The 23,737-nt window shown below is 67.6% G+C and carries 23 protein-coding genes and 2 tRNA genes; 8 read left to right on the forward strand and 17 right to left on the reverse strand.

Going from position 1 to position 23,737, the window contains the following annotated elements:
- The first annotated feature begins 34 nt into the window (after window positions 1–34).
- On the forward strand, window positions 35–532 hold the full coding sequence (locus RCH12_RS03775; protein ID WP_103430246.1) for an FBP domain-containing protein: 498 nt from the start codon (window positions 35–37) through the stop codon (window positions 530–532).
- Between the two features lie 85 nt (window positions 533–617).
- A complete protein-coding gene (locus tag RCH12_RS03780; RefSeq protein WP_327016076.1) occupies window positions 618–2,384 on the forward strand; it encodes a putative bifunctional diguanylate cyclase/phosphodiesterase in 1,767 nt (588 codons plus the stop codon).
- Here RCH12_RS03780 and RCH12_RS03785 read toward each other — a convergent pair.
- A complete protein-coding gene (locus RCH12_RS03785; RefSeq protein WP_103430248.1) occupies window positions 2,371–2,892 on the reverse strand; it encodes a metallophosphoesterase family protein in 522 nt (173 codons plus the stop codon). The two genes, RCH12_RS03780 and RCH12_RS03785, sit on opposite strands and share 14 nt — an antisense overlap.
- 53 nt (window positions 2,893–2,945) lie before the next feature.
- Here RCH12_RS03785 and RCH12_RS03790 point away from each other — a divergent pair, with 53 nt between their 5' ends.
- Window positions 2,946–3,935 carry a DUF389 domain-containing protein gene (locus RCH12_RS03790; RefSeq protein ID WP_327016077.1) on the forward strand — a complete coding sequence of 330 codons (990 nt, stop codon included), beginning with the start codon at window positions 2,946–2,948 and terminating at the stop codon, window positions 3,933–3,935.
- Between the two features lie 53 nt (window positions 3,936–3,988).
- On the opposite strand, the gene RCH12_RS03795 is transcribed toward RCH12_RS03790, so the two are convergent.
- From RCH12_RS03795 to serS, 5 genes are all read right to left on the reverse strand, one after another.
- A tRNA-Ser gene (locus tag RCH12_RS03795) sits at window positions 3,989–4,079 on the reverse strand.
- A 92-nt stretch (window positions 4,080–4,171) separates the two neighbouring features.
- On the reverse strand, window positions 4,172–5,449 hold the full coding sequence (locus tag RCH12_RS03800) for an LCP family protein (RefSeq protein WP_243399051.1): 1,278 nt from the start codon (window positions 5,447–5,449) through the stop codon (window positions 4,172–4,174).
- Window positions 5,450–5,491: 42 nt separating this feature from the next.
- Window positions 5,492–5,576 (reverse strand) — tRNA-Ser (locus tag RCH12_RS03805).
- Between the two features lie 152 nt (window positions 5,577–5,728).
- Entirely contained in the window at window positions 5,729–6,541 is an 813-nt protein-coding gene (locus RCH12_RS03810) for an HAD family hydrolase (RefSeq protein ID WP_103430249.1), read from the reverse strand.
- Entirely contained in the window at window positions 6,538–7,803 is a 1,266-nt protein-coding gene (serS, locus tag RCH12_RS03815; protein WP_327016078.1) for a serine--tRNA ligase, read from the reverse strand. The genes RCH12_RS03810 and serS overlap by 4 nt, the downstream gene beginning before the upstream one ends.
- A gap of 49 nt (window positions 7,804–7,852) precedes the next feature.
- Between serS and RCH12_RS03820 the strand changes: the two genes are divergently transcribed.
- Window positions 7,853–8,896: a diacylglycerol/lipid kinase family protein gene (locus RCH12_RS03820; RefSeq protein ID WP_327016079.1), complete on the forward strand. Its 1,044-nt coding sequence runs from the start codon at window positions 7,853–7,855 to the stop codon at window positions 8,894–8,896.
- A gap of 4 nt (window positions 8,897–8,900) precedes the next feature.
- On the opposite strand, the gene RCH12_RS03825 is transcribed toward RCH12_RS03820, so the two are convergent.
- The gene (locus RCH12_RS03825; protein WP_327016080.1) at window positions 8,901–9,437 is read right to left on the reverse strand and encodes a hypothetical protein; all 537 of its coding nucleotides are present in this window, start codon (window positions 9,435–9,437) and stop codon (window positions 8,901–8,903) included.
- On the reverse strand, window positions 9,434–10,378 hold the full coding sequence (gene pheA / locus RCH12_RS03830) for a prephenate dehydratase (protein WP_327016081.1): 945 nt from the start codon (window positions 10,376–10,378) through the stop codon (window positions 9,434–9,436). Before pheA ends, RCH12_RS03825 begins: the two co-directional genes overlap by 4 nt.
- 36 nt (window positions 10,379–10,414) lie before the next feature.
- On the opposite strand from pheA, the gene pgm reads away from it, so the two are divergent.
- Entirely contained in the window at window positions 10,415–12,031 is a 1,617-nt protein-coding gene (gene pgm / locus RCH12_RS03835; protein ID WP_327016082.1) for a phosphoglucomutase (alpha-D-glucose-1,6-bisphosphate-dependent), read from the forward strand.
- Between the two features lie 27 nt (window positions 12,032–12,058).
- Here the strand turns inward: pgm and RCH12_RS03840 are convergent, their stop codons facing one another.
- Together RCH12_RS03840 and RCH12_RS03845 are read right to left on the reverse strand one after the other, a co-directional pair.
- Window positions 12,059–12,739 carry an amidase domain-containing protein gene (locus RCH12_RS03840; protein WP_165788990.1) on the reverse strand — a complete coding sequence of 227 codons (681 nt, stop codon included), beginning with the start codon at window positions 12,737–12,739 and terminating at the stop codon, window positions 12,059–12,061.
- A 193-nt stretch (window positions 12,740–12,932) separates the two neighbouring features.
- Window positions 12,933–13,790, reverse strand: coding sequence for a M15 family metallopeptidase (locus tag RCH12_RS03845; RefSeq protein WP_327016083.1), 858 nt, complete (start codon window positions 13,788–13,790; stop codon window positions 12,933–12,935).
- A 93-nt stretch (window positions 13,791–13,883) separates the two neighbouring features.
- Here RCH12_RS03845 and RCH12_RS03850 point away from each other — a divergent pair, with 93 nt between their 5' ends.
- A complete protein-coding gene (locus RCH12_RS03850) occupies window positions 13,884–14,579 on the forward strand; it encodes an SDR family oxidoreductase (RefSeq protein WP_327016084.1) in 696 nt (231 codons plus the stop codon).
- Window positions 14,580–14,636: 57 nt separating this feature from the next.
- Here RCH12_RS03850 and RCH12_RS03855 read toward each other — a convergent pair whose 3' ends face one another.
- The 3 genes from RCH12_RS03855 to RCH12_RS03865 form a co-directional block, all read right to left on the reverse strand.
- Window positions 14,637–15,548 carry a carbohydrate ABC transporter permease gene (locus tag RCH12_RS03855; protein WP_088454907.1) on the reverse strand — a complete coding sequence of 304 codons (912 nt, stop codon included), beginning with the start codon at window positions 15,546–15,548 and terminating at the stop codon, window positions 14,637–14,639.
- Window positions 15,545–16,597, reverse strand: coding sequence for a carbohydrate ABC transporter permease (locus tag RCH12_RS03860; protein WP_103430255.1), 1,053 nt, complete (start codon window positions 16,595–16,597; stop codon window positions 15,545–15,547). The genes RCH12_RS03855 and RCH12_RS03860 overlap by 4 nt, the downstream gene beginning before the upstream one ends.
- An 81-nt stretch (window positions 16,598–16,678) precedes the next feature.
- Window positions 16,679–18,007 (reverse strand): ABC transporter substrate-binding protein, encoded by a 1,329-nt coding sequence (locus RCH12_RS03865; protein ID WP_088454906.1) that lies wholly within the window; start codon window positions 18,005–18,007, stop codon window positions 16,679–16,681.
- Window positions 18,008–18,268: 261 nt separating this feature from the next.
- On the opposite strand from RCH12_RS03865, the gene RCH12_RS03870 reads away from it, so the two are divergent.
- The gene (locus RCH12_RS03870) at window positions 18,269–19,297 is read left to right on the forward strand and encodes a LacI family DNA-binding transcriptional regulator (protein ID WP_103430256.1); all 1,029 of its coding nucleotides are present in this window, start codon (window positions 18,269–18,271) and stop codon (window positions 19,295–19,297) included.
- 18 nt (window positions 19,298–19,315) lie between these two features.
- Here RCH12_RS03870 and RCH12_RS03875 read toward each other — a convergent pair whose 3' ends face one another.
- A complete protein-coding gene (locus tag RCH12_RS03875; protein ID WP_103430257.1) occupies window positions 19,316–20,242 on the reverse strand; it encodes an LLM class F420-dependent oxidoreductase in 927 nt (308 codons plus the stop codon).
- Window positions 20,239–21,144, reverse strand: coding sequence for a DNA-methyltransferase (locus tag RCH12_RS03880; RefSeq protein ID WP_103430258.1), 906 nt, complete (start codon window positions 21,142–21,144; stop codon window positions 20,239–20,241). The genes RCH12_RS03875 and RCH12_RS03880 overlap by 4 nt, the downstream gene beginning before the upstream one ends.
- Before the next feature lie 34 nt (window positions 21,145–21,178).
- Between RCH12_RS03880 and RCH12_RS03885 the strand changes: the two genes are divergently transcribed.
- Window positions 21,179–21,499, forward strand: a complete 321-nt coding sequence (locus tag RCH12_RS03885) for a GNAT family N-acetyltransferase (protein ID WP_243399053.1) — start codon at window positions 21,179–21,181, stop codon at window positions 21,497–21,499.
- A 42-nt stretch (window positions 21,500–21,541) separates the two neighbouring features.
- On the opposite strand, the gene RCH12_RS03890 is transcribed toward RCH12_RS03885, so the two are convergent.
- Both RCH12_RS03890 and RCH12_RS03895 read right to left on the reverse strand, forming a co-directional pair.
- A complete protein-coding gene (locus RCH12_RS03890) occupies window positions 21,542–22,591 on the reverse strand; it encodes a lipoate--protein ligase family protein (RefSeq protein ID WP_088454901.1) in 1,050 nt (349 codons plus the stop codon).
- Between the two features lie 9 nt (window positions 22,592–22,600).
- On the reverse strand, window positions 22,601–23,527 hold the full coding sequence (locus tag RCH12_RS03895) for an alpha/beta fold hydrolase (protein ID WP_327016085.1): 927 nt from the start codon (window positions 23,525–23,527) through the stop codon (window positions 22,601–22,603).
- Between the last annotated feature and the right edge of the window lie 210 nt (window positions 23,528–23,737).

A 23,737-nucleotide genomic window follows, 5' to 3' on the forward strand; every position in this document is an offset into this window, starting at 1 on the left:
TCGACTACGCTGTACGGATTATCGGAGGGAGATCATGAAACCGCTTTCTGCTGCCGAAATCCGGGGTTCCATCGTGAACGCCAGCGCCGACGAGATCGCCCGGATGCCGCTCCCCGGGCTGCACGAAACCATCTGGGATGAACGTGAATACCTGGGTTGGCGCGACCCGCAGGCCGCGAACCGCGGCTACATAGTGTTCTGGCGGGGAGACGCTCCGCTGGGCATGATGCTGCGGGCCGCCGCCCGGGGGCCCGGTCGGTCGATGTCGGCGTTCTGTTCGCTGTGCCGCACACAGCAGCCGGCGCACCAGGTGAGCCTGTTCAGCGTGCCCAAGGCCGGCCAGGCCGGTCGGGACGGCAACACCGTCGGAACCTACATCTGCTCCGACCTGGCCTGCTCCACGCTCATCCGCATCCTGCCGCCGGCGTCGCAGATGCAACCCAACCCCGCCGAGATGATCAACTCCCGAGGTGCCGGGTTGCTGGCTCGTCTCGAGGGGTTCACGAACGAGGTCCTGAAACCCGCGGAGTAGTCGCCTGTCACGTCTTCGGGGGTGGAGGGGTAGATTAGTCACCACTCGACGAAGACGCCGACAACTGGGGGCAGGGGGTGGGTGCATGGCACGCTCTGCGCAGCGCCTATCGGTGGGCTACCGTCCCGGGCTGTTCAACGCCGCCGAGTCTGCCGGTTTCCTGCTCGGTGTCGCTCAGCTCGGCTTCGGGCTGCCCCTGTTCCTGTATGCCTGGCACGACTGGGTGCAGAACGATGATCCGAATGTCGTGCTTCTGGCCGTCGGAGCGTCTCTTCTGGTCACCGGGGCCCTCGGCGCCGGGTTCCGCCGCCGGATGCGGGTGCCGCTGCGCCACCTCGCCCTGTGCTGGATGGGCGTCATGGGCCTGCTCTGCCAGACGGCGACCGGCTCCGAGCCGATCACCTTCACCTTCGCGTGGACCCCCAGCCTGCTGGCTCTGATCGCTTTCGCGGTCATTCCCGCCGCGCAATCCCTGTTCTACCCGGCCGTGTTCATCCCCCTGTCGCTCATCGTGCTGGCGCTCCACCCCGGCGCCGACCCGGCGGATGTCGCCATGACGTCGCTCCTCATGCTGGCGACCGGCCTGGGACTCTCCTGGTTCGCCCGCAGTGCACTTCTGGCGGAGACCGATGAACTCACCGGCATCAACAATTTCGCCGGATTCGAACAGGTGCTCAGCGCTGCCATGCGGGATACCGCACCCACAGAGCCCCTGTCCCTCGTGAGGCTGGACATCAACGAGTTCGCCCTGGTGAACCGGCGCCGTGGCAGGGAGGGCGGCGACATGGCCATCGTCACCTTCGTCGCCGATGTGGTCAAGGCGCTACCGAACGCGGCCACCATGGGCCGTGTGGAGGGCGATGCGTTTGCGATCCTGCTGCCCGGGTTCACCGCCGCCGCTGCCCGCGAACTGATGGAGCGGGTGCAGGGTCAGGTGGCCCAGTTCTCGGCCGGCATCTCGTCCAGGGAGGGCAGCGAGTCCGAGAGCGAGTTCTTCGGCCGTGCCGGCAAGGCGCTCTTCGAGGCCCAGCGTGTGGGCGGCCGCGGCAAGATGATCATCCACGGTGGTTATTACGCCTCCCCGGCAGCCGTGCGGGACGGTCTGCGAAACGGTGAGTTCTTCCTCCGCTTCCAGGCCGTGGTCGATCTGGTCACCGGCGCCGCGATCGGCGCAGAGGCCCTGGTGCGGTGGCAGCACCCCACCAGGGGACTGGTGTCACCCGCCGAGTTCATCCCGCTCTGCGAGGCGAGCGGGTCCATCGTGGTCCTCGGCGAATGGGTCGTCCGCGAGTCGGTCGCGGAGGCCGCGAACTGGCGCCGGCTGCGGGGAGACGCCGACCCTGTGAGCGTGGCGATCAACGCCTCGGCGCGCGAACTGACCTCGGCCGGCTACGGCGAGTTCGTTCTCGCCGAGTGCGCCAGCGCGGGTTTGCCGCCCGCCCTGGTGCACATCGAAGTCACCGAGACCCACTTCGGCAGCGATGCCGCGGCCGTGCGCGACACCATCCGGGTGCTGCGCGGCGCGGGCGTGATCATCTCGATGGACGACTTCGGTACCGGCCACTCGAGCCTGTCCAGGCTGACCGAGATCGAGTTGGACGTGATCAAGATCGATCAGTCCTTCGTGGCCGCGATCGATACCGAACGGGATTCCCCGGTCGCGGACCTGACGATCCGACTCGCGGCGACCCTCGGACTGCAGGTGATCGCCGAGGGTGTCGAAACCGAGGCGCAGGCAGAGTGGCTGCGCGAGCGCGGTTGCCTGCTCGCGCAGGGCTTCCTCTATTCGCGGCCGGTGGCCGCCGACGAGTTCGTGGCCAGGTTCCTCGTCCAGCCCGTCACCCGCGCCTGACCTCGTCCGGCAGAACCGGCACGAGGGTGACGTCGGTGAGCTGCCCGTTGTCGGCAACAGCCGTCAGGTAGGTGTGTGCGGGTTGCCGCCGCCGGTCGGTCGGCGACCCCGGGTTCAGCAGCCGCAGACCCCGGGGCGACACGCTGTCCCAGGGGATGTGGCTGTGCCCGAAGACGAGCACATCGGTGTCCGGAAAGGCCGCGTCCATGCGCTTCTGGCGCCCTGTGGCGGCACCGGTTTCGTGGATCATCGCAAAGCGGACGCCCTCGATGGTGTCCCGGGCGATCTCCGGCAGCACGCGGCGCAAGTCGGCGCCGTCGTTGTTGCCGAACACGCCCAACAGCGCCGGTGCCCGGCGGGTCAGCTCCTCGTACAGGCTGAGGTCGACCCAGTCCCCGGCGTGCAGCACGAGGTCGGCCTCGTCGACAGCCCGCCAGACCTGCTCGGGCAGCCGCCGGGCCCGCTGGGGAACGTGCGTATCGGAGATCAGCAGCAGTCTGGTGGCCATGCCCCATTCTGCCCCGCCTACCGTCCGGTTCGCACGAAGGCTAGGTTCGCAGCGTGGCCGACCGATTCAACACCACCGAGAGCATGCGCGACTCCGTCTTCTTCGACGGGCCGGCGTCCAGCGCGAGGTACTCCAGATTCTGGATGCTGCTGGTGCTCGCGTCGATCATCGCCTCGGCGGGCATCGTGGGCGATTCCACCGCCACGGTGATCGGCGCGATGATCGTCGCTCCGCTGATGACACCCATCCTCGGCACGATGCTCGCGACGGTGCTCGGCGACCGGACGAACCTGATCCGCTCCCTGGTGTTGGTGCTGGGCGGCGCCGCCGCGGCCGTGGTGATCGGCTTCGCGGTCGGCCTCCTCGTGCAGACCGACGTGCTCGCCAGCACGAACGCCCAGGTCTCGGCCAGGGTGAATCCCCGTCTGATCGATCTGCTGGCCGCCCTCGGCACCGGCATTGTCGGCTCGGTGGCGCTGGTGCGCCGAGACATCTCCGATACGCTGCCCGGCGTCGCGATAGCCATTTCCCTGGTCCCGCCGCTGACCGTGGCCGGCCTGGTCCTCGAGTCGGGCTCCGTCCCCCAGTTCCTGGGGGCGCTGCTGCTCTTCGTCACCAACGTTGTCGCGATCCTCGGCACCGGCATCGTGGTGATGTCGGTCTACGGCGTGAGCCGGCTCACTCGCCGGAAAGCGCCCGGCGCCCCCGGAGCGCCCGGCCTGCTGCGCCCGGTGGCGGTGCTCGCCGTGATGCTGCTGCTGATCGGCATCCCCCTCACTCTCACCAGCGTCGAGGTCACGGCCCGCAGCAACGTGGAGGGCACCGTGCAGACCGTGAGCGAGAAGTGGGCCGCCAGCGTCGGCTGGACGGTCACCGGCGTTTCCACCCGGGGCACCGAGGTGACCCTGCGGGTGGTGGGCGCACCGCCGGTGCCCGACACCGCCGCGCTGCAGGCCGCCCTCGCGGCGGCGGGCATCCATCCCGATCGGGTGACCGTCGATCTGACCCCGGCCACCATCGTGAAGCTCTCGACCACTCCCTGAACGGAACACAGAAAAGCCCGCCTGACCGGGGGTCTGGCGGGCTTTTCGAAGTGCGGAGACGGAGGGATTTGAACCCTCGGTGCCCTGTGAAGGGCACTCCACCTTAGCAGGGTGGTGCACTAAGCCGGGCTATGCGACGTCTCCCGGATGCCTGCTTGCGCAAACACACATCCACCATACTAACCGCACCGCGGCGTCAGTTTGAACACCATCCCCACGGGCGGGTGCCGGCGGTGCTACTGGTCGGCCAGAGTGCGTCCGGCCGAGCAGGTGTACTGGGACGCGTCCTGCCCGTAAACGTTGCTGGGCAGCGCCTCTTCGGTGGTGGCCGGATCGGTCGCGGCAGGGTCGGTCGGCGCGGGCACGGCAGGGTCAACCGGCTCAACGGGCGCTTCGGTCGCGGCGGCGGCAGGGTCGGCCACCGAGCGGAAGTCGGCTTCACCGGGTGCCAGGGTCGGCGACGCGTCGGCGAGGATGGACGCCATCAGGTCGTCGGCGGCGGACTCGTCGGGTTCGACGCCCCCGTCGACGTTGTAGACCGGGTACTGCACGAAGACGACCTTCTCCAGCGGGATGTCCTTGAGCGCCATCGCGATGGAAACCATCGTGTCCATGCTCTGCAGCGAGGTCGACAGCTCCATATTGTCCACGGCGGCCTTGGCGATCGAGTACAGCTTGATCGGGTCGCTCAGCGTCTCGGCGCTCTTGAGGGTGCGCACGAGTGAGGACAGGAAGACCTGCTGGTTGCTGATACGACCGAGGTCGCTGCCGTCGCCGACGCCGTAGCGGGTGCGCAGGAACTGCAGGGCCTCCAGGCCCTTGAGCTCGTGCTCGCCGGCCGCGAGGTCCAGGTCGGTGTGTTCGTCGACGATGGGCTCCGCGATGCAGACGGGCACCCCGCCGACGGCCTCTGACATGGCCGCGACGCCGTTGAACTGCACGACGGCGGCGTACTGGATCGGCAGGCCGGTGAGTTCCTCGACCGTCGAGACCGTGCAGTTGAGCCCGCCGTAGCTGAGGGTGGTGTTGATCTTCTGGCTGCTCATGGCCGAGTAGGTTTCCCCGTCGGGGCCGGTGCATTCCGGGATGGGCACGTAGGTGTCCCTGGGAAAGCTGACCACGGTGGCGCTGCTGTGATCTTCGGCGATGTGCAGCAGCATGGTGACGTCGTTGAGGACCGCGGTCTCTTCCTCGGGATCGCCGTAGCCGCCGCCCTGACCGACACGGCTGTCGCTGCCGACGAGAAGCAGGTTGGCCCCACCGTCGATGGAGCTGATCTGCGGGATCGGACCGGCGGTCTCACTGTCCAGGCGGATGGGGTCCTTGACGCTGGTGGCAACGTTGAGGGTGGCGAGGGCCGCGACCGAGACACCGCTGACCATGACCACGGCGAGGGCGGCGGCGAGCACCTTGGCGATGTTGGCGAATGCGTTGGACCGCTTGAGCCTGCCGTGCCGGGCGATCGGGCTGGTCTGCTTCGATCGTTTCGAGCGGGGGCGCAATTGGTCGCTCACGCAGATCCTTTCGTCGTTATGCAGGTGCAGCGCCTCGCGGCGCGGAGGGCGTGGGATTCGAACCCACGAGACATTTCTGCCCACCAGTTTTCAAGACTGGCTCCATCGGCCGCTCGGACAGCCCTCCCGATTCAACGCGGGACCGCCCCGTGACGGGCCGGATCCAACATCGAACTTCGCCCGATCTTAGCCGATCACGGAATAAGTAGCCTGACACGCGAAACTGGCAACGCCCTGCACGGCGGGCGACCCCCGCGAATTACCGTGCGGACTAGAGCCCTAGAGGCTGCTCAGGACCACGGCCAGGCCGTCGTCCTGCACGCTCACGGTGAGCTCGCTGGCGGCCTCGAGGACGTCGTCCGGGGACTGGCCCATGGCCACACCGCGGCCCTCCGCGCCGGCCCAGAGCAGCATGTCGATGTCGTTGCGCCCGTCGCCGACGGCCATCACCCGGCTGCGCGGGATGCCGCACTCGGCGCGCACCCGCTCCATGGCGGTGGCCTTGTTCACACCGTCGGGGGCGATATCGAGCCAGGCGGTCCAGCCGATCGCGTAGCTCACCCGGTTCAGACCCATCTGCTCGACCACCGCGAGGAAGTCCTCCATGTCGTGGTCCGGCGAGACGACCACGACGCGGGTGGCGTCGTGGCGCAACAGCTCGTCGAAGGCGACGTGCTCACTGTCGATGCCGATCGTGGCGTCGGGGAACACCTCCGTGTACCGGTAGAAGCCGTGCTCGTCCTCCACCGCGTAGCGGGCATCCGTGAGGTGCGAGCGGATGGAGAGCAACACGTCGCTGGGGTCGAAGGTCTCGACCCATTCGCGGCGGTACCCGGTCGGGGCATCCGGGTCTCGGTGCAGCGTGATGGCGCCGTTGGAGCAGACCACGAACTGCGGCGTGATCCCGAGACGCTCGAGCACCGGGAGGGTGGCGGCGGCACTTCTGCCCGTGGCGAGCATGATCTCGTGGCCGGCCTGGTGCACCCGGCGCACCTGGCGGATCACGGCCTCGCTGATGGTGCCGTCCTCGTGCAGGGTGGTGCCGTCGATGTCGAGGGCGACCAGCCAGGGCGCGTCGGTCGTGGGGCTCATCGGATGGGTGTGAGGACGTCGAGCCCGCCGAGGTAGGGGCGCAGTGCTTCCGGCACGAGAACCGAACCGTCGGCCTGCTGGTGCGTTTCCAGGATGGCGACGATCCAGCGGGTCGTGGCGAGGGTGCCGTTGAGGGTGGCGACCGGGGCGGTCTTGCCCGTCTCGGTGCGGTAACGGATGTCGAGGCGCCGGGCCTGGAAGGTCGTGCAGTTACTGGTGCTGGTGAGCTCCCGGTAGGCACCCTGGGTGGGCACCCAGGCCTCGATGTCGTACTTACGGGCGGCGCTGGACCCCAGGTCGCCTGCGGCGACGTCGATCACCCGGTAGCTCAGGCCGAGGGCCTGCAGCATGCCCTCCTGCAGGGCGACGAGGCGGTTGTGCTCGGCCTCGGCGTTTTCGGGCAGCACGTAAGTGAACATCTCGAGCTTGTTGAACTGGTGCACCCGGATGATGCCGCGGGTGTCCTTGCCGCCCGACCCGGCCTCGCGGCGGTAGCAGGTGGACCAGCCGGCGTAGCGCAGCGGGCCGTCGGACAGGTCGAGGATCTCATCGCTGTGGTAGCCGGCGAGGGCGACCTCGCTGGTGCCGGTGAGGTAGAGGTCGTCGGCGGGCAGGTGGTAGATCTCGTCGGCGTGCTCGCCGAGGAACCCGGTGCCGTCCATGATCTCCGGGCGCACCAGGGTGGGCGTGATCATCGGGATGAACTCGGCCGCGAGAGCGTGGTCCAGCGCCATGTTCATCAACGCGATCTCGAGCCGGGCGCCGATGCCGCGCAGGAAGTAGAACCGGGCACCGGAGACCTTGGCGCCGCGCGCCATGTCGATGGCGCCGAGCATCTCGCCCAGTTCGAGGTGGTCGCGGGCCTCGAAGTCGAAGGTGGGGATCTCCCCGTGGGTGCGCAGGGTGGCGAAGTTGTCTTCGCCGCCGGCGGGCACGCCGTCGATGATCGGGTTGGCGATGGTGCGCATCACGCTCGTGAAACGCGCCTCGGCCTCCGCGGCGGTCACCCCGGCCGCCTTGACCTCCGCGGCCAGGCTCTGCGCCTGGGCGACGAGGGCCTTCTTCTCGGCGGGCGGCGCCTGTGCCACGGTCTTGCCGAAGGCGTTCTGCGAGGCCCGCAACGCCTCGAAGGCGGTGATCGAGGATCGCCGGTCGGCGTCCGCGGCGAGCGCGGCGTCGACGGCCTCGACAGAGTCGCCCCGCGCCTCCTGCGATCGCTTGATGAGGTCGGGATTTTCGCGTAGCAGCACCGGATCAATCACTCGGTCAGTCTACAAGCGCCAGCCGTTGCCCCCTTGCTAGCCTGAGCGGGTGCCAGCCTCCAGTTCCGGACCCAGCGACATCCCCTCGAGCGTGCGCCGTGCCGCGGTGGTCTACAACCCCGTGAAGACGGATGTCGACAGGCTTCGCCTCGTCGTGAACGCCGCGGCCGCCGCGGCGGGCTGGGCCCAACCGCTCTGGTTGGCGACCTCCGTGGCCGACCCCGGCCAGCGGGTCACCCGGCAGGCGCTGCGCCAGGGTGTGACCATGGTGCTCGCTGCGGGTGGCGACGGCACCGTGCGGGCGGTGGCCGAGGCGCTGCGTGGGTCGGAGGTGAGCCTGGGCATCCTGCCGGTGGGCACCGGCAACCTGCTGGCCCGCAATCTGCAGCTGCCCCTGAACAGCCTCGACGACGCCATCAGCATCGCCTTCGCCGGGGCCGACAAGGCCATCGACCTCGGCGTGGCGTCGGTCACCTACGCCGACAACAGCATCAACGACCACGTCTTCCTGGTGATGGCCGGGCTCGGCCTCGACGCCCAGATGATCGCCGAGACGCGCCCGGACCTGAAGAAGCAGGTCGGTTGGCTGGCCTACGTGGATGCGGGGATGCGCGCCATCCCCAAGGCCGAACAGTTCCGCATCCGCTACAGCCTGGGCACCCGCAGCGAGCACCAGGCTCTGGTGAGCACCATCCTGATCGCCAACTGCGGGGTGTTGCCCGGAAACATCCAGTTCCTGCCCGACGCCCTCCTCGACGACGGCGTCCTGGACATCGCCGTGTTGCAGCCCAAGGGTGTGCTCGGCTGGCTCATGATCTGGCGCCGGGTGACCTGGCAGAACGGGGTCCTGCGGCGCTCCGCCGTGGGCCGGCGGATCATCGAGCTCACCGATACCGACAGCGAACGTGCGATGACGACGCTGGTCGGCACCGACATCCGGATCGTGCCGGACCACCCGCAGCAATTCGAGCTGGACGGCGACGAATTCGGGCTGGTGATAAGCGTGTTCCTCCGGGCGGATGCCGGCGCCCTGCTGGTGCGGGTACCGGCCGGACGGCCGATGCCGACGGACGGATCGGCCGGAGTCCGGTGAACCGTCAGAGGCCCTGGGCGCTTCGGCGCCGGCGAGCCCGCCAGCCCCAGGCGTGCCAGAACAGCAGTCCACCGAGAATCACGATCCCGCTCGAGATCAGCGGCGGCGCGACCAGGTAGCTGAACTGCTGGAGGACGAACGCGACCGGCGGTTCCCCGTTTCCCGAATACGAATTGTTCCCGAACATTCCGCTCACGGCCTGCCATTGCAACACCATGCCACCCGCCGGAAGCGCGAGGGCCACCACCCAGAGCAGCGCGATGAATGGGTTCCACCCCGAGGGCTCCAGCTCGTCCTGGAAGCTGTCGCCGTCAAAGGCCAGGGGGTCGAGATCGTCGAATGCGTCGTCGGTGCCGACGACGAGGTCATCGAACGGCGCTGCGGCTTCGCCGGCCGCGGCGGCAGGTCTCGCCGGCGGCGCGCCGATCAGCCCGGGGTGAGCGGCCGGCCGGGGTGCGTCACCGGGCTGGTAGCCGCGTTGGAACCTGGCGTCGTGCCGCGGGTCGAACGCCGGCCGGTCGGGCCCCCCAGGCGCGGTCACGCTGTCGGCTCCCCCGAGACCAGACCGCGCAGCCAGTCCCTGGCTTCGATGAAGACACCGTCGTCGTACCGGTCGGTGAACACGTTGGCCGCTTTGTCGGCTCGTGGATACGAACCGAGGAAGATCACCTTGGGGCTGAACCGTCGCAACCCCAGCAGGGCGTCCGCCACCCGTTCGTCGAGGATGTGCCCGTCGGCGTCGATGACGAACCGGTACCGGCCGAGGGCGTCACCGATCGGCCGGGACTGGATCAGGCTGAGGTTGACGCCGCGGGTGGCGAACTGCTCGAGCATCTCCAGCAGGGCGCCGGCCCGGTCCTCCGGGAGCTCCACGATCACACTGGTCTTGTCGGCGCCGGTCGGCTCCGGGATCACGGTGGTGCGTCCGACGAGCACGAACCGGGTGACGGCGTTGGGGTTGTCACCGATGTTGCGGGCGAGCACGACCAGGTCGTGGTGCTTCTCGATGCCGGGCGGCGCGACGGCGGCATCCGCTGGTCCCGGCTCGAACAGGGCGGCGGCGGCGGAGACATTGCTCGACGAGGGGATGTGCCCGTGCCGGGGCAGCGTTGTTTCGAGCCAGCTGCGGCACTGCGCGTAGGCCACCGGATGCGCGTTGACGATCTTGACGTCCTCGAGGGCGGTTCCGGGCCTGGCGACGAGCACAAAGTTGACCGGTACCAGGTATTCGCCGATGATCCGCAGGTTCGGCACGCTGGCCAGGGCGTCCTGGGTGGCACTCACCCCGCCGTCGACCGAATTCTCGATGGCGATCATGGCGGCGACGCTGCGCCCGCTCACGACGTCGGCGAAGGCCTCTCCCACATTGTTGACCGCGCGCCACGGCAAGCCCCTGGCCTGGGGAACCTGGGCGAGGGCGGCCTCGGTGAAGGTTCCCGCCGGTCCCAGGAAGCTGTAGTGCACATCGGGAGTCTCTGGCATGGCTCACAGCCTAGTTGGAGTGCAAGACTGGGCACTATGAACGCACGCGCAGGCACCCCGGCCCAGAAATCCGATCTGATCGACGTTGAGGCCCTCATCAGGGCGTATTACGACCTCAAGCCGGATGTGTCGGTGCCCGCCCAGCGGGTCGTCTTCGGCACCTCCGGGCACCGCGGCAGTTCGCTGAACACCGCGTTCAACGAGAACCACATCCTGGCCACAACGCAGGCGATCGTGGAGTACCGCGCCGCCCAGGGCATCACCGGGCCGCTGTTCATCGGCGCCGACACCCACGCCCTCAGCGCCCCGGCCACCACCACGGCCCTCGAGGTTCTGGTGGGCAACGGCGTGCGGGTGCTGGTCGACGAGTTCGACGACTTCGTGCCCACCCCGGCGCTGTCGCACGCGATCCTCGCCTACAACCGGGCCGGACACGACGACCAGGCCGACGGCATCGTCGTCACCCCGAGCCACAACCCGCCCATGGACGGCGGCTTCAAGTACAACCCGCCGCACGGGGGACCGGCCGACAGCGACGCCACCTCCTGGATCGCCAATCGCGCCAATGAGATCATCGCCGACGAGATGCGGGCTGTGCTCATGGCCGAGCCCAGCGCTGTGGAGACCTACGACTTCCGCGGCCAGTACGTCGACGACCTCGAGAACATCATCGACATGGCGGCCATCAAGAAGAGCGGCATCCGTATCGGCGCCGATCCGCTGGGCGGCGCGAGCGTCGGCTACTGGGGCGCCATCCGCGACCGCTACGAGCTCAACCTCACCGTGGTCAACCCGCTGGTCGACCCGACCTGGGCCTTCATGACGCTGGACTGGGACGGCAAGATCCGGATGGACCCGTCCAGCCCCTCGGCGATGGCGTCGGTGCTGGCGCACAAGGACGACTTCGACATCCTCACCGGCAACGACGCCGACGCCGACCGGCACGGCATTGTCACGCCGGACGCCGGCCTGATGAACCCGAACCACTTCCTGGCCGTGGCCATCGAATACCTCTACAGCCACCGCGACGGCTGGCGGGCGGATGCCGCGATCGGCAAGACCCTGGTCTCCTCCACCATGATCGACCGCGTCGCCGGGTTCCTCGGCCGTGAGCTGTGGGAGGTCCCGGTAGGTTTCAAGTGGTTCGTTCCCGGCCTGATTGACGGCTCGGTCGCCTTCGGTGGCGAGGAGAGCGCCGGCGCGAGCTTCGTGCGCTTCGACGGCACGGTCTGGACCACCGACAAGGACGGCATCCTGCTGGCCCTGCTCGCCGCGGAGATCGTCGCCGTGACCGGCAAGTCGCCCAGCGTGCGGTACGCCGAACTGGCCGAGCACTTCGGCGCCCCGGCGTACGAGCGCATCGACGCCGTCGCGACGCCGGCGCAGAAGACCGCCCTGGGCAAGCTCGACGGCGCCGCAATCACCGCCTCCGAGCTCGCCGGCGACAAGATCATCGGCGCGCTCAGCAACGCCCCGGGCAACGGCGCCGCCATCGGCGGGGTGAAGGTCTTCACCGAATACGCCTGGTTCGCCGCCCGCCCGAGCGGCACCGAAGACGTCTACAAGATCTACGCCGAGTCGTTCAAGGGTCCGGAGCACCTCAAGCTCGTGCAGATCGAGGCCAAGGCCATCGTCGACGCGGCGATCAGCTAGCCTCGACCGGTCACCGGGCTCGGTGGGCTACGGGATGCTCCAGTAGTACGCGGTTCCGCCCGGGTGCTTCTCGGTGATCGCGAAGTCCACCGAGAGGTAGTCGGTGTCGTCGGTGTGCCCGGCGTAGTAGATCACGATGTCGTCGCCGGTTCCCTCGATGCGGGAGACGACGGCCGTGTGGTCACGGTCACCCGTGTTGTCCCAGTCGAACTGGACGACATCACCGAGCTTCACCTGATCGCGCTGGTCGTCGGTCAGGGCGGTGGCACGGCCGGAGTCCGCGAGGTAGTTCATGAAAGCGGTCGAACTCACCCACGGTGAGGAGAATTCGAAGTCGGAGCCGGTTCCGCTGGTCCACCAGGTCTCGTCCATGGCCCAGCCCCTGGCCACCAGGGACTGACTGGTGAAGTTCACGCAGTCGTTTCCGGTGACCACACCGTACTCGTCGGTGTTGTAATCCTTCCAGTGCGCCAGTGCGTAACTCAGCTGAGCCTGCACGGCGGGGTCAACGTCGACGGGCGCGGCCGTTATCGCCGGAGTCTCGCGTGGCGCGGTCTCGGCCGTGGCAGCGGCATCCGCCGCAGTGGACCCGCGTTGAGCCGAACCGGTTCGATCCGCGCCGGACGTCGCCAGGGCCACGGTTCCCACGACGAGTCCGCCGAGGATCAGGGCGATGACGCCGATCCGTGCTGGTCGAGCTACAGCCACAACTACCTCTATTCGGGGGGTGAAAACCACAAGCCAACCACACTATTTGGTGAAGAGTCTGGGACCGGAACGGCCACCGATCTTCGGGCGGGGTCGTGAGCGTGCCAGGGCATAGTAGACCCCATCACCGGCAGGGTCTTCTCGATCCGCCGAGACTGTGGGGGTCGCGTGGGAGTGAATTCAGCCCAGGGCTTCAGCCGTAGGACGGTGCGGCCGGTAGGCCGAAGAACTCTTCGAGCGTGGTGACGCCCTGGTCGTGCATTTCCGTGGCCAGGTCGATCCCGATGTACCGGAAGTGCCAGGGCTCGAACTCGTAGCCGGTCACCGGGGTCTTGTCGGCGGGGTAGCGCAGCAGGAAGCCGAAACGCCAGGCGTGTGCGGCGAGCCACTGGCCGTGTGGGGTGTCGGCGAAGCAGGCGTTGAGGGAGCACTGTCCGGGTTGGGCGCTGATGTCGATCGTGAGACCGGTCTGGTGTTCACTCGTACCCGGTCGCGCGGTGCTCAGGTCGGCACCGGCCTGACCGAGGTTCGCGAGATCGTTGTTGTAGACCCGGGTCTGCGCTTCGAAGCTGCGGTACGCGCTCTGCGATTGCAAGGCCAGGCCGGTTTCGGCCGTGAAGGCGGAGAACAGGGCCACGACGGCGTCGGAGGCCTCCTGCCGCAACTGCGGGGGGTTCGCGAACGGGATCGGCACATCGACGAGGTCGTCGGGGGTGTAGTCGGTGGGGTTGAGCGGACGGAGCTTGTCGACGACCACCCAGATGCTGTTCGGGTCGTCGATCGACCGGGCCGCGCGGTCGAAGGTGGGGGCCGGCGCCGGGTCGGGTGAGGCGGAGGGAGAGGGGCGAGGTGGTTCGGTCGGCGTACTGGCCGACGGGCCGGGCGATGCGGATGCGGTCGGCGTGGTCTCGCTTGATGCGGCTCGGCCGGTGTGCTGGCCCAGGATGACGGCTCCACCTCCGGCGACCAGCAGCAGTGCGGCGGCGGCCGCGACGAGTGCGCGTCGACGGCGTACGCGCGGCGACGCCCCCCGGCGCGATTGAACTGACACGCTGCCGAGCATATCCTGCGCCGACGCCACTCCCCGGCATCGGTATCATCGCCGCCGGGGAATTCCAGCGCCCCGTAGTCTGTTTCACCCCGTATGCGAATTGTTATAGCAGGAGCACACGGAAAAATTGCACGGTCCCTCACCCGGGAGTTGACCCTCGACGGACACACTGTGATCGGGCTGATCAGGAACGCTGAGCAGAAGGAAGACCTCCTCCTCGATGGAGCCCAACCGGTTGTCCTCGATCTCGAGAACAGCTCCGTCGACGCCGTCGCCGAGGTCATGGCCGACGCTGACGCCGCGGTATTCGCGGCCGGCGCGGGTGCGGTCAGCGGCGACGCACGTAAGAACTCGGTCGATCTGGGGGCTTCGGTGTTGTTGGCGGATGCCGCCGAATCCGCCGGGGTGCGCCGGTTCGTTCAGATCTCCTCCACCGGAGCGGATCTGGTGCGTGACGGAGCCACCCCCGACAGCGTCCCCGCCGACTTCGTCGCCTACCTCCAGGCCAAGCTCGGCGCAGAGGAAGACCTCGCGGGCAGAGACCTCGACTGGACCATCGTGCGGCCGGGCACCCTGACTGATCACGACCCCATCGGCTCGGTTCGGCTTGAGCGCACGGGACCTGACGAGAGCGGAACCGTGCAGCCGGAGACCCAGGGCAGCGTGCCCCGGGCCGATGTGGCAGCGGTACTGGCCGAGCTGCTCCGCACCGGAGCAGGCAGCCACACGGTGCTGCACCTCATTTCCGGCCCGACGCCGGTGGCGAAGGCCGTGGCCGTCTTCGCCTGAGGCACTACACACGTCGCTCCCCTGACCGATTCAGGGGAGCGACGTGAGGCGGCTGGATCAGCCCTTGACGGCGCCCGCCATGATGCCGGAGATAAGCTGCTTGCCCGCAAGCACGAAGAGCACGAGCAGCGGCAGTGTTGCCAGCACGGCACCTGCGAGTACGACCGAGTAGTCGATGTACCGTGCGGACTGCAGCTGGCTGAGAGCCACCTGCAGTGTCGGGTTCTGCGGCGAAACGATCATCGGCCAGAGAAAGTCCGTCCACGCCATCATGAAGGTGAAGAGCGACAGGATCGCCATCGCCGGACGGGCGGCGGGAACCGCGACGTTCCAGAACGTGGTGATCATGTTCGCGCCGTCGACGCGGGCCGCCTCAATGAGCTCGTCCGGAATCACGTCGACGAGGTACTGGCGCATGAAGAACACGCCGAAGGCCGTCACCAGGGTCGGGACGATGATCGCACCGATGGAGCCGGTCCAGCCGAACTCGCGCATCAGGATGAACAGGGGAATGATGCCCAGCTGGGTGGGGATCGCCATCGTCGCGACGACGAAGACCATCAGCCCGTTGCTGCCACGGAACTTGAGCTTGGCGAACGCGTACCCGGCGAGAGTCGAGAACGACACGACGGACACGGTGATGATCGTCGACACGATCACGCTGTTGAGCAGGGCCTGCCAAAACGGAATGGTGTCGAAGACCGCGGCGACGTTGGTCCAGAACTGCCCGCCAGGAAGAAGTGGCGGCCAGTCCTGGGACAGCACGGACGACGGGCTCGCACCGACGACAACCGACCACCAGAGCGGGTAGGTTCCGCCGGCGAAGAGCGCGATCAGGATGCCGTAGGTAAGGAAGCCTGGACGGCGGTCGATGCCGAGGCCCTTGTGCTTGGTCTTGCCCCGCTTGACGGTGACCGTCTGGCCCGGTACCTCCGGGGTGGTTTCTGGGCGGGCGATGGTGTCGGTCATGCTCGGGGCTCCTTCGCGCCGTTTCGGAGCGTGCGGCGAACCGCGCGTTTGTTGTTCTTGGCGTCGGACCGGCTGTCTGCCGTGGCGATCCGTTGCGAGATCAGGTAGTTGAGCACTCCGAACGCCACGATGATGACGAACAGGATCAGGGCGATCGCCGAGGCCTTGCCGAAGTTCTGGCGCTGGAAGGCCATCTCCCACAGGTAGAGCACCGTGGTCTGGAACTGTCGGTGCGCACCACCGGCCGTGGAGCTGGTCGCGTCGTACAGGCGCGGCTCGGTGAAGATCTGCAGCCCACCGATGGTCGCCGTGATGATGACGAAGATCATGGTGGGGCGGATGCTCGGCAGGGTGATGGAGAAGAAGCGGCGGACAAACCCGGCGCCGTCCAGGGCGGCGGACTCGTGGATGTCCCGCGGCACCGACTGCATGGCGGCGAGCAGGATCAGGGCGTTGTAGCCGGTCCAGCGCCAGTTCACCATGCCGGCGATGGCCAGGTGGCTGGGCAACACATCGGTTTTCCAAAGGATCGGGTCCACGCCGACGAAGCTGAGCAGGTGGTTCACCAGACCGCTCTGCTCGCTGAACATGCTGGAGAAGATGAGGGCGACCGCGACAGGGGTCACGACGTAAGGGATGAGGATACTCATGCGCCAGAAGGTCTTGGCGCGCAGGTTCTGGTCGAGGATCGCGGCGATGGCCGTGGCCACCACGAGCTGCGGAATGCTCGAGAGCAGGAAGATACTCATGGTGTTGAACAGTGAATTCCAGAACAAGGGGTCACTGAGCTCTGCGGCGTAGTTGTCGAAGCCGACCCACTCCCCCGGTCCGCTCAGCAGATTCCAGTTGTTCAGGGACACCACAAAGGTGTAGACGAGAGGGAACAGGCCCACCAGGCCGAACAGCACGAAGAACGGTGCGACGTACAGGTAGGGCGAGACTTTCACATCCAGGCGGCTCAGCCGGTGCTTGTAGGTGAGGGCGCTCGCGCGGCCGGGACGCTTGAGAGGCGCGGGAGCGCTGGTCTCTGGTTCAAGTGTGCGTGTCATGGTGACTTTCTGCCTTCGAGCCGGGCTTCCGGTGCCGCGTCGCGGCGCCGGAAGCCCGGCAAGAGCGGATTGGTGCTGCTACTACTTGTTGACGATGAGCTGGTCGAACAGGGTCATGGCGTCGTCCCATGCCTTGTCACCCGCGACACCCTGGTCGAGCGCGATCGCGGACGGGCCGAAGACCTGCTCCTGGATCGTGGAGTCATCGGGACCCTTGAACTGGGCCTTCACGCCGTCGGCACGCTTGGTGAGGATTTCAGCGATCGGCGCGTCGTTGAAGAACGCGGAGACTCCGGTTGCCTCAGACAGCGCGGGGTCCGTCTGTGCAGCGGTGACGCTGGGGAACGGGCCCTCGGCCTTGAACTCGGCGACCTGCTGGTCGGCCTCGGTCAACCAGGCAGCCAGGTCCGCGGCTTCCTGCGGGTGCTTGGACTGCGTCGGGACGGTCAGGAAGGTTCCGCCCCAGTTGGTCGCTCCGCCGGGGAACACGTCGGCGAAGTCCCAGCCGGCCGTCGCGCCGGTGGCGTCGCCGCCGGCGGTCTCGACCTGGCCCTGAACGACTCCGAGCATCCAGCCCGGGCACATGAAGGTCGCGAAGGTTCCGTCGGTGAACGACGAGCCCTTGTTCCAGTCCCACTGAGCCTGCTTGCCGGAAAGGCCGGCCGCGTTGGCGTCGGCCAGCTGCGTCCAGGCCGCCTTCAGCTCGGCGTTGTCAACAACGTTGAGCTCGCCGTCGGCGGTGTAGTAGCCCTCGTCCATCTGGTTCACCATGGAGTTCCAGATGAAGCCGGACTGGTCGAACCACGCCTTGCCGGTGGCCTCCTGGTACTTCTTGCCCAGGGCGAAGTAGCTTTCCCAGCTTGCGTCGTCGCCGCCGAGAAGCGTGGCTACTTCGGCACGGTCGGTGGGCAGCCCGGCGGCTTCGAAGGCTGCGCTGTTGTAGCAGAGTCCCTCCGGGCCGATGTCGGTGCCGTAACCGATGATGCGGCCTTCAGCGTCGGTGCCCTGTTCGAGCTTCCACGGAACCCAGCGGTCCTTGATGTCGTCGGCACCGTATTCCGACAGGTCGACGAACTGGTCGGAGACGGCCATGATCGAACCCAGCCAGCCTTCCTCGACGGCGACAACGTCCGAGAGGCCGCTGCCGGCGGCAATTTTGGTGAAGGCATCCGTGCGAGCGTTGCCACCCGTGTCGATGTTGTTCGCCTTGATGGTGATGCCGGGGTTGGCTGCCTCATACTCGGCGTACAGGTCAGCCATACCCATGCTGCCGAACGTGGTGACGGTCAGCTCGATGTCACCGCCGGAGGCGCCGTCGGTGCCCGCCGACGAACAGCCTGTGGCGATGAGGGCGAAGGATGCGGCGCAGGCTACTGCGGCGCCAACCTTGGTGCGTTGTGAGAACTTCACTTTCACTCCTTTGTGTGCGTGTGCTTGTGCGATTGCAAGACATACGTGCGGGAATGAGAGCGCTCTCATTTGAACGTGAGAGCGCTCTCATCAATCACCGTCACCATAGAGCAGGAGAAGCAGGCTTGTCAATACGACCGCGACGTACCGGTGATTTGACGGCGCGTCGGGACCTCGAACGGGGGCACTGAAGGGCGGCCCGGGCACGGGCGCACCGGATTCACGCGGGACCAATGGCCCGAGCGCAAATAGACTGACCCCATGACAATGGGAATCCGGAGTGCGCGTCCGCCCCAGCCGACCCTCGAGATGGTCGCCGCGGCGGCCGGAGTCTCCAGAGCAACGGTCAGCCGGGTTGTCAACGGCTCCCCCAAGGTTAGGCAGGAGGTCGTCGATTCCGTCAACGCCGCGATCGAACAGCTCAACTATGTACCCAACCGCGCCGCCAGGTCACTGGCCAGCCACCACACCCAGTCGGTCGCCCTGGTCGTGCCGGAAGACATGACCAAGTTCTTCGGCGACCCGTACTTCGCCGCTGTCGTGCAGGGCATCACTAAGCGCCTGGACGAGAGTGACTACACGCTCAACCTCCTCGTCGCGTCGAGCGACCCCCGGCACAAGACCATGCGCTATCTGCGCTCGGGTAACGTCGATGGCGCCATCGTCATCTCGCACCACACCGGAGATGATTTCGTGGCGAACCTGGAGACCACCATGCCCGTGGTCTTCGGTGGCCGACCCACGAACCACTCCGGCCCGGACAATTACTTCGTGGACGTCGACAACGTGGCCGGCGCCATCAGCGGCGTGCAGCATCTCATCAACCTCGGCCGGCACCGGATCGGCACCATCACCGGACCGGTCGACATGCCCGCCGGCATCGACCGACTCAATGGCTTCCGGCACGCACTCGCGGCCGCCGGGCTCGAGTCAGATGCCGTGGAGCACGCCGACTTCACGGCCGCGGGCGCCGCCGCGGCAACTCGCCGTCTGCTTGAACACAGCCCGCACGTGGATGCTTTGTTCGTCGCCAGCGACCTCATGGCTGTGGGCACGATGGGGGTCTTGGCCGAACAGGGCCGCTCGGTGCCCGGTGATATCGCCGTGGTCTCGTTCGACGACAGCCCAGCCGCAACCTCCGGTCCGATCTCGCTGACCACGGTAAGCCAGCCATCGATGGAGATGGGCTTCGCGATGGCGGACCTGCTCTTGCGGCTGCTCGCCGGCGACGAGACCGTGCCGCACCATAACTTCATGCCGACGCGCTTGGTGTTTCGCGACTCGGCCTGAGTCGCCCAGGTCATCCGTTCAGTCGAGCTGCGGCATAACCTCTCTGGCCAGAAAATCAAGATGCTCGAGGTCGGCCAGGTCCATGATCTGCAGGTAGACGCACTCCACGCCGTCGGCAGCGAGGGCTCCCAGCCTGTCGACGACCTCCCCGGTGGTCCCGGCGATCCCGTGCTCGCGGAGTTCGGCGGGCTCCCGGCCCACGGCGGCAGCGCGGCGGGCGAACTCGGCCTCGTCGGCGCCGGCCACCGCGATCAGTGCCGTCGAGTAGACCAGTTCCTGCGGGTTGCGGCCGATGGCCTCGCAGGCTGAGCGCACCCCGGCGAACTTGCCGGGGATGTCGGCGAAGTCAGGGAAGGGCAGGTTGAATTCGGTGGCGAACCGCGCGGCCATCGCCGGGGTGCGCTTGGCTCCGCCACCGCCCACGATCACGGGCACACGGGCCTGCGTGGGCTTGGGCAGGGCGGGAGAGTCGACGAGGGTGTAGTGCTCGCCGGCGAAACTGTAAGTCTCGCCGATGGGCGTTTCCCACAGGCCGGTGATCACTTCGAGCTGCTCCTCGAGCATGCCGAACCGCTTGGCCGGGAAGGGGATGCCGTAGGCCAGGTGTTCCTGTTCGAACCAGCCGGTACCCAGGCCCAGTTCCACGCGGCCGCCCGACATCTGGTCGACCTGGGCGACCTGGATCGCCAGGACCCCCGGCGGACGGTAGGTGACCGAGGACACCAGGGTGCCGAGGCGGATGCGCTGCGTCTCGCGCGCCAGCCCGGCCAGGGTGGTCCAGGCATCCGTCGGCCCGGGCAGCCCGGAGACGTGATCGCCCATGGCGAGGTAATGGTCTGACCGGAAGAAGGCGTCGAAGCCGAGAGTCTCGGTGGCCTGCGCGACCGCGAGGAGGTCGTCGTAGCTGGCGCCCTGCTGGGGCTCGGTGAAAATGCGGAGTCTCATGCTCCCAGTCTTGTCGCCAGCTCCGCGTCGACGAAATCCACGCCGGGCAGTGCGCCAAGCCTCTCGTGCATCACCGCGAGCGACTCCGGGTTCTGGTCGATGAGCAGGAACTTGCGCCCCAGGGCAGCCGCGACGGCACCCGTCGTGCCGCTGCCGGCGAAGAAGTCCAGCACCCAGTCGCCCTCCCGGCTGGAGGCTTGGATCATTCGCCGCAGGATGCCGACCGGCTTCTGGGTGGGGTAGCCAGTTTTCTCCTTGCCCGTGGGCGAGACGATGGTGTGCCACCAGACATCCGTGGGCAGTTTGCCCTTGGCAACCTTCTCGGGGGTGACCAGGCCCGGCGCCATGTAGGGCTCCCGATCCACGGTGCTGGAGTCGAAGTAGTAGCCCTTGGGGTTCTTCACATAGACCAGGATCGTGTCGTGCTTGGTAGGCCAGCGGTTCTTCGATTTGGCGCCGTAGTCGTAGGCCCAGATCAGCTCGTTGAGGAAGCAGTCCCGGCCGAAGAGAGCGTCGAGGAGCACCTTGGCGTAGTGCGCCTCGCGGTAGTCCAGGTGCAGGTAGAGGGTGCCGTCATCGGCCAGCAGGCGCCAGGCCTCGATCAATCTGGGCTCCAGGAACGCCCAGTAGTCCTCGAACTGGTCGTCGTAGCCGAGTAGATCGCCCTTGATGCGCTCGTAGCGCTGGCCCTTGAACCCGGTGATGGTTCCGGTGGCGTGGGCACCGCTGGCCAGGGTGGTCCGCACCGAGGTGGTCGACTGCCGTTTCTGGCTGCGGCCGGTGTTGAACGGCGGGTCGAGATAGATGAGGGTGAACGCGCCGTCGGGCAGCGTCGGCAGCACAACCAGGTTGTCTGCCTCGATGACCCTGCTGGGAGAGGACTGAGTCCACGCGTTTGGCATTCCCTCATTCTGTCAGTCGGCTTACGCTGATCCGATGACAAGTGAAGAGATGACGCGTACCGACAGCACCGCGCACGTCAAGCACGAACCGGACCTCTCGCGCTACACGCTGTGGCAGGACGGCGAGCCGGTGGGTCTGGCCGACTACAGGTTGACTGGCCAGGCACTGACCTTCACCCACACCGAGGTCGACCCGGCCAAGCGCGCGCACGGGCTCGCGGGCATCCTCATCGAGCAGGCGCTCGACGACGTGCGCACCCGCACCGACCTCACCGTGGTGGCGGCCTGCCCGTTCGTCGCGGACTGGATCGACCAGCACGCCGAATACCAGGACCTGCTCATCCGCGGCACCTGATCCTGTGCTCGCCACGCGCTGTGCTGGCCAGGGCCGTCCTGGTTAGGGCACGCGGCCGATCCAGGCGTCGGTGCTGAACTTGCTCTCCACCAGGTCGGCCGCCTTGGCGTATTCCTCGTCGGTGATGTCGCCGGGCTTCGCCCCGTACAGACTCGTGAACGTCTGCTTCATGCGGTCGATGATCTCGGCGCGGCTGAGGCCGGTCTGGCTGCGGAGCGGATCCACCCGCTTGGCGGCGCTGGTGATGCCCTTGTCGCTGAGCTTCTCCCGGCCGATGCGCAGCACCTGCACCATCTTCTCGCCGTCCATGTCGTAGCTCATGGTGACGTGGTGCAGCACGGCGCCGCTGCCGAGGCGCTTCTGGGCGGCACCGCCGATCTTTCCGGTCGGGCTCGTGATGTCGTTGAGCGGCTGGTAGTGCGCGTCGATGCCCAGGGACTTGAGCGCCGTGATGACCCACTCGTCGAGGAAGGCGTAGGAGTCGGCGAAGCTCATGCCGTGCACCAGCTCGGTGGGAGCGTAGATCGAATACGTGATCACCGAACCGGCCTCCATGAACATGGCGCCGCCGCCGGAGACCCGGCGCACCACCGTGAAGCCGTGCTTTTCGGCGTTGACGGGGTCGACCTCGTTCTTCAGCGACTGGAAGCTGCCGATCACGACGGCCGGTTCATTCCACTCCCAGATGCGCAGGGTGGGGCTGCGGCGGCCCTCGCCGACCTCGACCGCGAGCACCTCGTCGAGCGCCATCTGCATGACCGGGGGCACGGCCTTGGTGTGGATGATCTGCCACTCGTAGTCCCGCCAACCGCTGGCGTGGGCGAGCGAACGACGGATGGCGACGGCGACCGACTCCGGGGAAAACCCGAGCAGGGTGGCCTGGGGCGGCAACGCGGCCCGCACCGCGGCCGCGATGGTGGCGGCGTCACTGTCGGCGGCGAGGCCGTTCACCGCGGCGTTGATGTCCTCCAGCGCGTCGTCCGGCTCGAGGAAAAAATCACCGGCCAGGCGAAAATCGGTGATGAGATTGTCGACGACATTCAGATCGACCACAACGAGTTTGCCGCCTGGAACCTTGTATTCACCATGCATGTGATCAGCCTAATCGTCGGCAGCGGACTCGGAGACGGCGGCCGGGAGATGTGCGTCGAGCCAGGCGACCAGGTCCGCCAGCACCTCGTCGCGGTTGATCTCGTTGAAGACCTCGTGCCGGGCGCCAGGGTACACGACTAGGCGCACATCCCGCAGGCCGGACCGGCGCCGGAAGGCGTCCACAAGCTTGCGGGCGCTGCGTTCCCCGCCCACGGGGTCGTCGCCGCCGACCTGGATGAGCACGGGCAGGTCCGCGGGCAGCCGCCGGGCGGGGCGGCCGAGGATGCGGGCGGCGTCGCGCAGGCCGAACAGCTTGGCGAGCGGCACGCTCGTGGTGAGCGGGTCGGCCACAAAAGCCGCCGCGACCGCCGGGTCACGGCTGAGCCACTCGGCACCGGTCGAGCCGAGGTGCTTGTGCCTGGCGTTGAGATCCCCGCTGTTGAGGTAGCCGGGCCAGCGGTAGGCGGTGCCGGTGAGCACGACCGCCTGGTAGTCCTGGGGATACCGGTTGAGGATCATCTGCGCCATGAAGGATCCCCAACTGTGCCCGAGCAGCACCAGAGGCACCGGCTGTGCCTGCGTCTGCGTCTGCGCAGCCGGTCCCTCGCCCTGCGCAACGGTCTGGTGGCGGGTGGCCTGCCGGATCACGCCGGTGAAGGCGTGCACGGCGGCGACGGTCGCGCGCAGCCCGCCGACACCGAGCCGACCGAGCTGGCCGGCGTCGCCACCGTGCTGCAGCATCCCGGTCTGGCCGTGCCCGCGGTGGTCGTCGGCGTAGACGGAGTAGCCGGCCGCGTTGAGCGCGCGGGCCACCTCCCGGTAGCGCAGGGAGTGTTCGCCGACCCCGTGCACGAGCTGCACGATCGCGCGCGGGTTGTCGACCGGCCAGGCGTAGTAGACGATCGGGACGCCGTGTTCATCGATGAAGGTGGGCACGGGCTTATTCTGCCGTAACTGTTGCCCGTGCGGACATTTGCGCCCGGCGCACCGGGCGCAATTGTCCGCTTCGGGAACAGTTGCGGCGAATCGGTGGCGATTCCGTGAACTGGGAATCATTAGCATGGCTAATTTGTTAGGCTAAGTAATCATGTCAGAGAGTCCCATTGCGCCCAGTCCCCCGGCACCCGCAACCGCCCACGCGCCAGC

Source organism: Cryobacterium sp. MP_3.1 (genome assembly GCF_035984795.1).
Lineage (GTDB): Bacteria > Actinomycetota > Actinomycetes > Actinomycetales > Microbacteriaceae > Cryobacterium > Cryobacterium zongtaii.

Bases quoted from the DNA above. Each gene is read 5' to 3' on its own strand.
- RCH12_RS03775 (WP_103430246.1), top strand. From the start codon at position 35: ATGAAACCGCTTTCTGCTGCCGAAATCCGGGGTTCCATCGTGAACGCC.
- RCH12_RS03780 (WP_327016076.1), top strand. From the start codon at position 618: ATGGCACGCTCTGCGCAGCGCCTATCGGTGGGCTACCGTCCCGGGCTG.
- RCH12_RS03785 (WP_103430248.1), bottom strand. From the start codon at position 2,892: ATGGCCACCAGACTGCTGCTGATCTCCGATACGCACGTTCCCCAGCGG.
- RCH12_RS03810 (WP_103430249.1), bottom strand. From the start codon at position 6,541: ATGAGCCCCACGACCGACGCGCCCTGGCTGGTCGCCCTCGACATCGAC.
- pheA (WP_327016081.1), bottom strand. From the start codon at position 10,378: ATGCCAGAGACTCCCGATGTGCACTACAGCTTCCTGGGACCGGCGGGA.
- pgm (WP_327016082.1), top strand. From the start codon at position 10,415: ATGAACGCACGCGCAGGCACCCCGGCCCAGAAATCCGATCTGATCGAC.
- RCH12_RS03850 (WP_327016084.1), top strand. From the start codon at position 13,884: ATGCGAATTGTTATAGCAGGAGCACACGGAAAAATTGCACGGTCCCTC.
- RCH12_RS03855 (WP_088454907.1), bottom strand. From the start codon at position 15,548: ATGACCGACACCATCGCCCGCCCAGAAACCACCCCGGAGGTACCGGGC.
- RCH12_RS03860 (WP_103430255.1), bottom strand. From the start codon at position 16,597: ATGACACGCACACTTGAACCAGAGACCAGCGCTCCCGCGCCTCTCAAG.
- RCH12_RS03870 (WP_103430256.1), top strand. From the start codon at position 18,269: ATGACAATGGGAATCCGGAGTGCGCGTCCGCCCCAGCCGACCCTCGAG.
- RCH12_RS03875 (WP_103430257.1), bottom strand. From the start codon at position 20,242: ATGAGACTCCGCATTTTCACCGAGCCCCAGCAGGGCGCCAGCTACGAC.
- RCH12_RS03880 (WP_103430258.1), bottom strand. From the start codon at position 21,144: ATGCCAAACGCGTGGACTCAGTCCTCTCCCAGCAGGGTCATCGAGGCA.
- RCH12_RS03885 (WP_243399053.1), top strand. From the start codon at position 21,179: ATGACAAGTGAAGAGATGACGCGTACCGACAGCACCGCGCACGTCAAG.
- RCH12_RS03890 (WP_088454901.1), bottom strand. From the start codon at position 22,591: ATGCATGGTGAATACAAGGTTCCAGGCGGCAAACTCGTTGTGGTCGAT.